General features: G+C 59.8%; 16 protein-coding genes and 2 pseudogenes. All 18 read left to right on the top strand.

Annotation, left to right across the window (positions count from 1 at the left end; translation table 11 throughout):
* Nucleotides 1-97, top strand: a pseudogene (locus tag HX846_RS17115) (phage baseplate assembly protein V); the annotation flags it as partial.
* Between the two features lie 12 nt (nucleotides 98-109).
* A complete protein-coding gene (locus HX846_RS17110) occupies nucleotides 110-442 on the top strand; it encodes a phage baseplate protein (RefSeq protein ID WP_003208675.1) in 333 nt (110 codons plus the stop codon).
* On the top strand, nucleotides 439-1,434 hold the full coding sequence (locus HX846_RS17105) for a baseplate J/gp47 family protein (RefSeq protein ID WP_087695286.1): 996 nt from the start codon (nucleotides 439-441) through the stop codon (nucleotides 1,432-1,434). Before HX846_RS17110 ends, HX846_RS17105 begins: the two co-directional genes overlap by 4 nt.
* Entirely contained in the window at nucleotides 1,431-2,159 is a 729-nt protein-coding gene (locus tag HX846_RS17100; protein WP_087695287.1) for a phage tail protein I, read from the top strand. Before HX846_RS17105 ends, HX846_RS17100 begins: the two co-directional genes overlap by 4 nt.
* Entirely contained in the window at nucleotides 2,156-2,689 is a 534-nt protein-coding gene (locus tag HX846_RS17095) for a phage tail protein (RefSeq protein ID WP_087695288.1), read from the top strand. The genes HX846_RS17100 and HX846_RS17095 overlap by 4 nt, the downstream gene beginning before the upstream one ends.
* 46 nt (nucleotides 2,690-2,735) lie before the next feature.
* A complete protein-coding gene (locus HX846_RS17090; protein WP_087695289.1) occupies nucleotides 2,736-3,518 on the top strand; it encodes a phage tail protein in 783 nt (260 codons plus the stop codon).
* Nucleotides 3,519-3,520: 2 nt separating this feature from the next.
* Nucleotides 3,521-3,823, top strand: coding sequence for a hypothetical protein (locus tag HX846_RS17085; RefSeq protein ID WP_256344671.1), 303 nt, complete (start codon nucleotides 3,521-3,523; stop codon nucleotides 3,821-3,823).
* An 86-nt stretch (nucleotides 3,824-3,909) separates the two neighbouring features.
* Entirely contained in the window at nucleotides 3,910-4,083 is a 174-nt protein-coding gene (locus HX846_RS17080; protein WP_003208665.1) for a hypothetical protein, read from the top strand.
* 2 nt (nucleotides 4,084-4,085) lie between these two features.
* Complete coding sequence (locus HX846_RS17075) at nucleotides 4,086-5,252, top strand: tail protein (protein WP_003208663.1); 1,167 nt, start codon at nucleotides 4,086-4,088, stop codon at nucleotides 5,250-5,252.
* The gene (locus tag HX846_RS17070; protein WP_178965762.1) at nucleotides 5,252-5,758 is read left to right on the top strand and encodes a phage major tail tube protein; all 507 of its coding nucleotides are present in this window, start codon (nucleotides 5,252-5,254) and stop codon (nucleotides 5,756-5,758) included. Before HX846_RS17075 ends, HX846_RS17070 begins: the two co-directional genes overlap by 1 nt.
* A 51-nt stretch (nucleotides 5,759-5,809) precedes the next feature.
* The gene (locus tag HX846_RS17065) at nucleotides 5,810-6,391 is read left to right on the top strand and encodes a phage tail assembly protein (RefSeq protein WP_087695292.1); all 582 of its coding nucleotides are present in this window, start codon (nucleotides 5,810-5,812) and stop codon (nucleotides 6,389-6,391) included.
* A gap of 127 nt (nucleotides 6,392-6,518) precedes the next feature.
* Nucleotides 6,519-8,711 carry a phage tail tape measure protein gene (locus tag HX846_RS17060; RefSeq protein WP_178965761.1) on the top strand — a complete coding sequence of 731 codons (2,193 nt, stop codon included), beginning with the start codon at nucleotides 6,519-6,521 and terminating at the stop codon, nucleotides 8,709-8,711.
* Nucleotides 8,711-9,094 carry a phage tail protein gene (locus tag HX846_RS17055; protein ID WP_087695294.1) on the top strand — a complete coding sequence of 128 codons (384 nt, stop codon included), beginning with the start codon at nucleotides 8,711-8,713 and terminating at the stop codon, nucleotides 9,092-9,094. Before HX846_RS17060 ends, HX846_RS17055 begins: the two co-directional genes overlap by 1 nt.
* Entirely contained in the window at nucleotides 9,087-9,299 is a 213-nt protein-coding gene (locus HX846_RS17050; protein WP_087695295.1) for a tail protein X, read from the top strand. The genes HX846_RS17055 and HX846_RS17050 overlap by 8 nt, the downstream gene beginning before the upstream one ends.
* A 9-nt stretch (nucleotides 9,300-9,308) precedes the next feature.
* On the top strand, nucleotides 9,309-10,316 hold the full coding sequence (locus tag HX846_RS17045; protein ID WP_087695296.1) for a phage tail protein: 1,008 nt from the start codon (nucleotides 9,309-9,311) through the stop codon (nucleotides 10,314-10,316).
* A 64-nt stretch (nucleotides 10,317-10,380) separates the two neighbouring features.
* Nucleotides 10,381-10,971, top strand: a complete 591-nt coding sequence (locus HX846_RS17040; protein ID WP_087695297.1) for a hypothetical protein — start codon at nucleotides 10,381-10,383, stop codon at nucleotides 10,969-10,971.
* The gene (locus HX846_RS17035) at nucleotides 10,968-11,150 is read left to right on the top strand and encodes a DUF2635 domain-containing protein (protein ID WP_087695298.1); all 183 of its coding nucleotides are present in this window, start codon (nucleotides 10,968-10,970) and stop codon (nucleotides 11,148-11,150) included. The genes HX846_RS17040 and HX846_RS17035 overlap by 4 nt, the downstream gene beginning before the upstream one ends.
* Nucleotides 11,150-11,439 (top strand): annotated as a pseudogene (locus HX846_RS17030) (phage tail protein); the annotation flags it as partial. The gene HX846_RS17035 and the pseudogene HX846_RS17030, both read left to right, overlap by 1 nt.

Below are 11,439 nucleotides of genomic sequence, written 5' to 3'. Positions count from 1 at the left end.
GCTGCAAGTCGGCGGCACCAGCCTGTTGCTGGACGCCGGCGGCGCGCACTTCAGCGGCCCGGTGGTGGACCACCAGGGTCGAGTCATCAGCCCCTGACAAGGACATCCCATGATCGGAATCGATAGAAACACCGGGGCGGCGGTCGATGACTGGCTGCAATTTGTGCAGCGCGCTACCCGAGCGCTGACCACGCCCTTGGGCACTCGCCAGAAGCGCCCGCTGTACGGCTCGATGATCCCGCAGCTGCTCGGGCAAAACCTCGGCGATGACCTGCTGATTCTCGCCCAGAGCCATGCCGCCCAGGCGTTCTACAACCCGCAGAACGGCATCGCCGACTTCGAGCCGCAAGTCATCGTCGCCAACCGCCAGGGCGCCGGCCTGTTGCTGCGCTTCGCCGGCACCTGGAAAAACCGCAAGCAATCCTTCGAGGTGGTGACATGAGCATGCTGATACCCGGCCAGAACCAGTTGGCTGAGCCAGCGATCATTGCCGTCGATGAGTTCGAACCGTTGCTGGCGGAGTTCAAGGCGTTTGTCGTCGATTACGTCGCCACTCGTGCACCAGAAAATGCCGCCAAGCTGAAGGTCAGCCTGGAGAACGAGAGCGAGTTGCTGACGTTGGCGCTGGAAGCTTTTTGCGTTCGCCTGCAAACCCACGAGCGCAAATACAACGCCCGCATCAAGCAGATGCTGGCGTGGTGGGCTACCGGCAGCAACCTCGATGCGCGCCTGGCGGACATGGGCCTGGAGCGCCAGGTGCTCGACCCTGGTGACCCGGCGGCTTTCCCGCCGGTACCGCCAACATTGGAGAGCGACGATGACGCCCGGTTGCGTTATTACCTCGCGCCTCACGCTCCGGCGGCGGGCTCGCGGATGCAGTATCGGCGGGAGGTTTTCACCCTCGGTGAGCGTCCATCGGTGAAAGTGCAAAGTGCTACCCCGGGTGTGGTGACGGTCACTTATACCTTCGACCCGGACGGCTACGCGGCACGGGTCAAGGATGGCAACGGCCGTCGAACCGCGCCCGGCGAAGTGATGGTCACGGTCCTGTCCCGAGACGGGGATGGCACACCTTCTGCTGATCTGCTTGACGGTGTACGTCGGCATTTCGCCCGGCCTGACGTGCGACCGGAAACGGATCTCGTCACGGTGCAGGGGGCGCAGATCCTGCGCTACAAAATCCGCGTGGTGGCGAAGATCAACGCCGGCCCGGATTCCGGGCTCACTCAAGTCGCCGCCCAGAAACTGCTGCAAGACTATGCAGAGTCCTGTCATCGCCTGGAAGGGCGGGTGGACCCGAGCTGGATCGACTACGCCATCCACTCGGCGGGAGCTGCACAACTGCAAATCCTTGAACCGCTGGAGCCGATCGTCACCACCGCGTTCCAGGCTCCGTATTGCACGGGTGTCGAGGTGGAGGTGCGCACGCTATGAGTGAGCCCAAAGGCAGTTTGCTGCCCGCCAACAGTTCGCCGTTGGAGAAGGCGCTGGACCTGGGTTTCGGGCAATTGCTCGATCGGGTGACGCCACCCTTTCCCGCCTTGATGAATCCGCTGCAGACGCCGGCTGAATTCCTTCCCTACCTTGCCGCTGATCGCGGCGTCAGTGAATGGGACGCCGCTGCCAGCGAGTCGGAGAAGCGCCTCACCGTGGCCTTGTCCTGGCAAATCCAGCGTCAGGCCGGTACGCCCAAGGCGCTGAGCTACGCCGTCGAATCCCTGGGATTCACCCCCAATATCAGTGCCTGGTATCAACAGCGGCCAACCGGTCTGCCTTACACCTTTGATGTGCAGGCAATCATCGGTCGCAGTTGGTCCAGTGGCGATCACAACCGTTTGATCCGCCGCATCAACGCGGCCAAGAGCGAGCGGGACCTGGCCACCATCACCATCGTGCACGAGACCTCCCAGGGTTTACGTGTTGCTGCAGCCGCTGATCCAGGGTTGAGCATCGGTGATGAGGGCCAGCCCGGGGCGTTGCCCGAAGTGAAGCTGCACGGGGTACTTGCTTGCAGAAGCGTGGCGCACACACCGCTCAGCGATGGCGAGTTGCAGTTGTGCGGCGTACTGCCTGAACTCGGGCTGGCGGCCCGGCTAAACAGTGCCGGGGTTGCCCGGCACTACACCATTAACGACTACGACCTCAGGGCGCAGCCATGACAGATGAAATTACACGCCTGGTGCGCTTCACCTCCAAGGGATTGGATGAAGTGCTGCAGGCAAAGAACCAGGGCTTGAAAGGCGAGATCACCCACATTGGCGCCGGTACTGGCCGCTACAACCCCGACGGCACCGAAGTGGCCCTGCGTGACGAGCGCCAACGGGTCGCCATTGTGGACTACGAGGATCTGGGCGACCGGCAACTCCGGATGGCCGCGCTGTTTGATGGCGAGGCCGAGTATGAGATCGGCGAGTTTGGTTTTTACCTCGCCAGTGGCACGTTGTTGGCGGTGTATTCCGTGGAGGGGAAGCTGCTCACGTATAAAGCGGCGGCGGCTCGGGTACTGCAGAAGTTCACGTTGGATATTTCGCCGTTGCCGGCGGATAGCGTGACGATTGTGGTGGGGAGCGAGAATTTGAATGTATTGATGGCTGAAGAAATCGCAATCATGGCGGCGGCTTCGGTTGGCAATATGTCGAGGCATGTTGATTTGATGTTTCGGGTTATGCAATTAGAAGCTAAGCAATAGCGCTTGCAAAAGTGCTGAAAAGATAATTTTTACTAGGGAGTTGATTATGGGGATTGAAACGACGATCACAAAAGTTGTGGACGCATGTAACAAACTGACGGATACGGTGACGAATCAGGTTGGCAAAATAGATTCTCGAATGGATGTTGCCTTGGGTCAGTTCAACGCGTGGCGCGGCAGTGTACAGGCCAAGGATATTAACGGGCGTGCCTCTTACTCCCAGACTATTGATCTGACTGGGCTGTCCACCAACATCTTTTATCCCGTATGGTGGCGCATGCCGGGTAACGAGCAAGGCATGTCTGAGATCGTGATTTCTAGAAACTACGCCACGAATGCCGAGCTTAATCCGTTCAATAATAATTTTGAACCGCACGTTGCGGGCCTAAACCTGCAAATGGAAGGGTGTGGGATTCCGTGGAATGGTGATGCGAACTTTTTGACAATCAAGCGTATATCCCAAACATACCGAGAAACTGTTCGGTGCGCGCAGTTTGGGATGCTTTCTTATGTTCGTCCTGTCACTGGGCTGAAGCCTATTTGGTTGAATCAGGCTGTGGGCACTTTGGTTGGTTCTCCACAAGAGTCGGGATGCTACTTGCGGGGCGGGTTGAGTTACATCATTACCAAAAGCTTTGAAGCCCCTGTTAAATTTAGTCGTTCAGACGCCGAGGTCGAATTGAGCCAAGCCGTTACAGCTGAGTATGAAATTTCGTGGAAGGTCAAGCCTTTCGCAATCACAGCGTCAGAGCTGGGAGCTACTTACCCTGAAAGTAGGATGGCGTATACGTTGGATAACGATCAGCGCTATGCAGTTAAAGGAGTATGAATATGGTTGGGTCTATTAAAACACTACTGCTCGACTCTGGCGAAACGCTCATCAATGTTCCGGCTGATCGCCCTACACTTATCTCACTGGGGTTCAGCGAAGCCCGCGCCGACGAACTCTGCGAAGAAACGATACGAGCTGAAAAGTTGGAAAGCACCATCGCTGCGCGTCGCACGCTTTATGAAACTCAAGCTGACCCGCTGTTTCTCGAGTGGCAATACGACGAAACTCCTGAAAAGGAAAAGGCTTGGCGCGACAAAGTAGCCGAAATTAAGGCGCTTTATCCCTTGCCTGACCGCGACTGAACCCTACCGCGAAAGCGGTTTTTTTTCGCCCGCCCAAAGCCCCTCTCGCAGGGGCTTTGGCGTTTTCCACCCGGAGAATTCCACTCATGTTTAACCGCCAAACCTACACCGTCCTCATTCCATTCCCCACCGGCAACGGCCACTGGTCTACCGCCGGCGAGGAACTGGAACTGCTGGACGTCGAAGCATCCGCCCTGCGCACCGCTGGCCGCCTGGAACTGACCAGCGTCCTCAACTCCACCCCGAAGAAGGCTGACTGATCATGGCTGAGGTTTTGAACTTCGAACACAACGGCATCACCGTGAACGCCACTGAATCCCCCGAGGCCATGGGTGGCCTGGGCGATAACGTCATCGGCCTGGTGGGCACTGCCCCTAACGCCCATGCGTCGATTCCGAAAAACGCCCCGTTCCGCATCAACAGCTTCACCACCCAGGCGCTGCTGGACCCCACCGGCGCTGAAACCGGCACGCTGTTCCACGCCGTTTACCAGATCCTCAAAGTGGTCAAGGTGCCGGTCTACGTTGTGATCGTCGACGAGGGCACCACCCCGGCCGACACCATCAATAACGTAATCGGCGGTGAAGAGCCGGTCACCGGCCGCAAACTGGGCCTCGCCGCCTTGGCCAGCGTCCCCGAAGACCTGACCATCATCGGCGCCCCGGGCTTCACCGGCACCAAGGCCGTGGCTGGCGAATTCGCCTCCTTCGGCAAGCGCATCAAGGCCCGTGTGGTGCTGGACGGCAAGGACGCAACCGTCGCCGACCAGGTGACCTACAGCGGCGAACTGGGCGGTGCCGATCTCGGTTTCGACCGTTGCCTGCTGGTGCACAACATGCCGTCGGTGTACTCCAAGGCCGCGAAGAAAAACGTGTTCCTGGCGCCGTCGTCCCTGGCCATCGCCGCGCTGGCCAAGGTCAAGCAATGGGAAAGCCCGGGCAATCAGGTGACCTTCGCCGAAGACGTGTCCCGCGTGGTTGAGTACAACATCCTCGACACCTCCACCGAAGGCGACCTGCTCAACCGCTACGGCGTGAGCTACTACGCCCGCACCATCCTCGGCGGCTTCTCGCTGCTGGGTAACCGCTCCATCACCGGCAAGTTCATCAGCTACGTGGGCCTGGAAGATGCGATCAGCCGCAAGCTGGTCAAGGCCGGCCAGAAAGCCATGGCCAAGAACCTCACCAAGTCGTTCATGGACCAGGAGGTCAAGCGCATCAACGACTGGCTGCAAACCCTGGTGGCCGACGAGACCATTCCCGGCGGCAGCGTGTACCTGCACCCGGAATTGAACAGTGTCGAGAAGTACAAGAACGGCACCTGGTTCATCGTCATCGACTACGGCCGCTACGCGCCGAACGAACACATGATTTATCAACTCAACGCCCGCGATGAAATCATCGAGCAGTTCCTGGAGGACGTTCTCTAATGTTTACCAACCGAATCAGACAGGCCATGGCGGCCACCCTTCAAGGCCTGCCGTTGTCCGCAACCGTGGAAGAGTTCACCCCGCCGGTGATTGATTTTGATATGGAACCCATGACCGGTGGCCGCTTCATTGCCGAAGAAATGGCCAAGAGCGGCAAGGTGTTGAACGCGACCCTGGCGCTGCAGGGCGTGGGGCCCGAAATCATGCTGGCGTTGGGTGTGAAGCTAGGCGATGACATCCTGCTGAACGTACGTGAAGCCGGCCAGGATCAGGACGGCAAGACCTACTTCATCTACCACACGGTGGGCGGCAAGCTGAAAACCCTGACCGAATCCAAGCTGAAGATGGGCGATAAGGTCACCACCACGCTGATCCTGACCTGCCGCACCTACAACCGCCTCGAAAACGGCATCCCGGTGATCGACATCGATGTGCGAACGCAGAAGTTCGTGCTCAATGGCATCGACATCCTGGGCGACGCCCGCCGCGCGGTACTGATGCCGTAAGCCCCTGGGAGCGAGTGTGCTCGCTCCCATACTTCACCAAGGAATTGTCCCATGGCCTGGATGCCTCCGCTGCACATCCTGCTGTCCCCGATCACCGCCGATACCGGTGAGACGATCGAGAAGATCCAACTCAAGCCGCTGTTCTACGCGCCACAGAAAGAAGCCCTGGCTCGCGCTGGCGACGACGAAGACGACCAATTTTTCGAACTCGCAAAACTCGCCACCGGCCTTTCTGAACATGAGCTCGACCAGCTCAAGCGTCCGGACTACGTCAGCATCGCGCAGTACGTGCACGAGATGTCGACCCGCCCGGCCTCGTTTTTCCTCAACGCTAACGATCAGCCACGGGAGTCGCAAACCAGCGAGCACGTCTCGCTGCTGCTGCCACTCGATACGGCCGGTCGCAGCCTCACCGCCGTCACCCTGGAAATGCCTGCATTGCGTGCCACCAAAGTGATGAAAAAACTCGCCACCAACAAAGAGCGCGCCGAGTTCATCACCGCCCACTGCACTGGCTTGATGATTCCCGATCTCGCCGGCCTGACCGTGCCTGACTGGACGGAACTGCAGGAGCGCATCGACGATTTTTTAAACAAGCCGGCGGACTTCTTTCGGAGCGCGATATCGAAGTAATCCTCGATATCGTTCCGCTCATTTACTCGGTAAATGAAGCGGAGATCCTCGATTGGGACGCTGGAAAAGCATTGCGCCGCTACGACATCGCGATCACTCGCCTTGGCGTCAAACAGGAGTAGAGCGGATGGCAAACAGTGAATATGGACTGAGGTCGGCCATCGCCAAGGATGGCGGGGCGCCTTTTGGCTCACTTGATCGAGCAGAGTCCTACGCCAGTATCAACGCTATTGCGCCAACGCTTGTGACACCCTCCTTTCTGGATACGGTCCCGGGCGACTCGGCCGGCCAGCAGATCAGCCAACTGGTTGCAGGGCAGGCTCGACTTATTGACACGCTGGAGTTGTTCAACGCCTCGCTGCTGAACCTGATGGACGCCCGACAAATCGAATCTGGCAACGCGGCGAGCGGTGCCAAGGCCTCCGAAGTTCCTGATTCGGGGACGCGGTCGCAGATGTTGGACGCGGCGATGACCGACCTGGATCAGTTGCTGGGGTTTGCAGGGCGTGAGCGCAAACATCTGCGCGAAACTAACCTTGCCATGGCGACAGAGCCGGTGGTGGCGGCGAGTGGTGCAAGTGCGGTCGATCTGGCCAAGGTCGAGTATGTGGCGGCAAAGTCCGGTATCGGCAGTGAGCGCGTCGACGCTTCGGGGAACATCGATCGCGCGGCGCGCCAGGTTGACCTGACACAGTTCGCCCGTGACTCCGCGATCATGGCCACGGCTTTCAAGATCGACGTTAAAAATGCTGGCGAAATCATCGGCGGGTGGCGCGCGTCGATGAAGCTCGACCGTGGGCAAGCTCTGGATCTGGCAGACGCGACAAACGTGTTGGGCACCAGCGTCTCGCTGAACGCTGAGGCTGCAGATATCGGTAGCGTTGTACAAGGCCAGGGTGCCGCCGCGATGGCGGCTGGCATGCGCCCTGAACAGATAGCGGCACTCTCGGCAGCGTTACTCAACGCTGGCAACAGCAAAGGTGCCACGGGTGTTGGGGTGGAAAAAATCAGCGCCGCCCTGGCAAAAGGTGAAAACGCCTCAGAGGCCCAGCGCAGTGCTTGGGCAGAACTCAAGCTTGACCCCAAAGTACTCGCGGGCGAGATGAAGCAAGACGCACCGCAAACGTTGGTGACGGTACTTGAAGCGCTCAAGGCGCAGCCTGCGCAACGACAGGCGGCGTTGGCCACACAGCTGTTCGACGGCAACCAGTCGATCCTGAGCCTGATGCCGGCAGTCGACAGTGTGAAGCAGGCCTTCTCGCTGGTGGCGGACAAGTCGACGTATGCCACCTCGGCCGTGGGCGCGCAGGGTTCAGTCGTGCGTTCGGCGGAGCTTCGTGCCGACTCCACACAAGCGCGCCGGCAGGCCTTCGACGCAAGCACCACACGGCTGGACACTGCCAGCGATACGGCGATGGCACCGATCGTGAATACCACGCTGACGGCGATGACCGCGTTGGTCAACGGCGTGGGTTGGTTGGCTGAAGCTTTGCCCAAGACGACTGCCACTGTCACGGTGGCTGCCGCGGTAATGGGGCCGCTTTTAAGCGGCGTGTTCGATGCCGTGAAGGACAAGGTTTTCGACAAGGTGGCCGGGAAGATTTTGCGCGAAGGCGATACAAGTCCCGGCAGCGGCTCCAGGAAGAAAGGCAACTCCACAAACAAGAACCGCCAAAAAGGCAAGGGCACGTCCAAAAATGCCAAGCCTTCTGCCGGCCCGACGTGGGGCTTGTCCGGCAAAACCGCCAAGCTCGCCAAATGGGCAGGTCCTGCGATGGTCATGGCAGACGCCGGCTTCGATTTCGTCAAGGGTGCTGTGACGGGAGATAAACAGCTGATGGGCTCCGCCGCCGGTTCTGCGGCAGGTGGGATTGCAGGCCAGTTCGCCGGCGCGGCTATTGGCCAGGTCGTGGGTGCAGCCGCCGGGGGGTTGCTGGGTACCGTTGTACCCGTTATCGGCAATGGGGTGGGGTTGGTTGTGGGCGGTGCAGTCGGTAGGTATGTCGGTGGTGCCTTGGGCACTGTCATCGGCAGCGACATCGGCAGCAACATCAGCGCGTGGTTAGGTGAAAAGTTTTCGAGCCCTGCCGACCGCCTCCCTCCACCCACAGATGTCAGCAAAAACCTCTCCAATGCTCAAGCCGATAATCGGCAAATCAACTTCGCCCCGCAGATCACCATCACCGCGCCCGAGCAGGCCAACTATCAACAGCTGGCGGCAATCGTGGTGCAGCAGATCGAGGCGCAGTTCAGGCCGTTATCGATGGACAACCTGCTGTCGACGCGACGCGACGCAGCACTGACCGATGGAATGGTGTGATGCGACAACAAATGGTGTTGGGTAGTTTTATTTTCGGGCTGTCGCGCGGGTTTGCCTACGACACGCTTGGTCGTGTGAGCAGTGGTGGTTGGGTGAGTCTGGAGATTATTGCCGGCAAACCCAAATCCAGCCAGACCGGCCAGGCCCTGGAGACATTGACCTTCGGTGGCAAGGCGGCGCGGGCGACAGGGATGGCGCGGCTGGATGAACTTCGTGCGTTGCAAGCCATGCGTACGCCGTTGCCGCTGGTAGATGGCATAGGTCGTAACTGGGGGTTGTGGACGATCAAGTCGGTGGACGAGAAGCAGGCTAACGTGATCGACGACGGCACGGCGATGCTGATCAATTGGACGCTGACATTGGAGGAGTTCGTCAATGCGTAAAGTTCGAAGTATTGCCGGTGACTCGGTGAACTTGCTGCTCTACCGTGAACTGGGCCGCAGCGATGATGCGGCGGAGGAAGCACTGTGGAGCCTGAATCCCGAGCTTGCGGAGCATGGCGCGGTATTGCCTGCCGGCATTGGCGTGATCGTGCCGGAACTGAGCGTGCGCCCTGTGGCGAAAAGTCCGGTTTCGGCGTGGGATTAAGGAGGATTCATGGCACTAGGATTCACACCGGTAGTGGAGATTTACGGGGCCAATGCCGTGTTGCTCAACGAGCGACTGCTGGAGTGGGAACATACCGACACTGCGGGTTTCGTGTCTGACCAGCTCAAGCTGACCCTCGACATTGAAGGGCTTGAGGGCTTGCCCGATCTGGGCGGCAGGATCGGTTTGCGTGTCGGGTATCTCGAGTCGGGCCTGGTAGATAAAGGCCTGTTCAAGATTACTCAGCGCACGCCATACCTGTTTCCCATGCGCCTGGTACTGGTCGCCACCGCGGCGCCGTTTGACGAGCACGAATTCAAACAGCGTCGCACCGCCAGCCATGGACCGATCACATTGGGCGCACTGTTTCGCCAACTGACGACACGCTATGGATTTTCACCGCGCGTGGCGCCGGACCTGGACGGTCAGATGATCAGCCATATCGACCAGACCAATGAAAGCGACATGAGCTTCCTGACCCGGCTTGCCCGGCGTTTTGATGCAGTGGCCAAGCCGGTTGACGAGCTGTACGTACTGGGCCGCAAAGGCCAGATCACCACATTGTCGGGCAAGGTGTTGCCAGACGTGCCGCTGTCGGTAACCCGCGATAATCGCCCCGGCGACCATGCGTTCATCAGTGCCAGCTTTACCGAGACAAGCCGCGCTAAATTCAATGGTGGTCAGGCGTCCTGGTGGGATGCATCTGCCGGTAAAAAACGTGAAGTAGAGGTCGGTTTCGCGCCGTTCAAAATTCTGTCGCAGCGTTATCAAAGCGAAGAAGAAGCCCGGGCTGCGGCTGAAGGCGAGATGCGCAGGGTTGGCCGTGAAGGTCTGGTCATCAATGTGGTCTGCCCGGGCGATCCGGCGCTGGGGGCTGAAGGGCTGTTACTGCTGGATGAGACCTGGCCCGGCTTCATGCAAGGGCGCTGGTCGATCGATACGGTGACGGCCAGCGGCAAGCGCAAAGAGAGCTACCGCTGCACAGTCAAGGCGAGCGGGTTGTCCGCACCTGAATGACACCTCCAATAATCCCCATTCACCCACCCGCCGTTGCGGGTTTTTTATTGCCCGGTGAGATGCCATGAAGATCACCTCCCTGGTCAGTCATCTTCGGGATCACTGCCCATCGTTCAACCAACACATCGGCGCCGGCCTCGACCTCGACGCGCTGCAAAACCTGCCAGTGCTCGACTCACCCCAGGCGGTCGTGACGCCGATCAGTGACAAGGCCAGCCCTAACGCTGCGCAAAACAGCAGTCGCCAACCCCTGCGCGAACATTTTGGCGTGGTGCTGGTGCTGGATTTGCCGGAGGGCCAGCAAGCCCAGGCGATGGACCAGCTGCATGCCTTGCGCGCCGAGGTCTGGCGGGCGCTGGTGGGCTACAGGCCCGAGGGGTTCTACGAGCCCATCCAGTACGACGCTGGCGAATGGCTGTTGCTCAGCAAGGTTCGCGGGTTGTACCGGCTGCGGTTTTTTCTCGAGAGCCAGTTGGGACGCAACCTCAGCACGCAGCCGGCGGAAACCTGGCTCGAGCTTGAACTGGACGCTTTGCCGTCCTTCAACGGGGTGACGGTGCGGGTCGATGCCATTGACCCAGCCGACCCCAACCTGCAACGCCCAGGCCCCGACGGGCGCCTGGAAATGACGTTTTCTGCCGAGGTAAAACCATGAGCAAACGCATCACCGTACTGCCGGTTTCCGGCCGTGCCGTACCTGACCCGGAGGCGGGCGATCTGTTGCCCGCCGAAGGCCGCGAAGTCCCGGACAACGCCTGGTGGCGTCGACGTCTGGCCGATGGCGACATCACAACCAAAGCCGTCAAGGCGGCAAAAACACAGGGAGCCAAGTAATGGCGATCGGATTCAGTCATATTCCGGCGGACATTCGTGTGCCGCTGTTCTACGCCGAGATGGACAATTCGGCGGCCAATAGTGCGTCGTCGGCCCTGCGCCGGCTGATCGTGGCCCAGGTCAACGACAACGTCACCAGCCCGGAAATCGGCAGCCTGGTGCTGGTATCGAGCGCGGCCATGGCCAAGCGTATCGGTGGCCAGGGTTCGATGCTGGCGTCGATGTACGAGACGTTCCGCAAGAGTGACCCGGTGGGCGAGATCTGGTGCCTGCCGCTGCACAGCACCGA

Origin of the sequence: Pseudomonas sp. K5002 (assembly GCF_013386655.1) — a bacterium.
In the GTDB taxonomy this organism is placed as follows: domain Bacteria; phylum Pseudomonadota; class Gammaproteobacteria; order Pseudomonadales; family Pseudomonadaceae; genus Aquipseudomonas.
The sequence above is the reverse complement of the archived record's forward strand: the minus strand, read 5'-3'. Positions and strand labels throughout refer to the sequence as shown.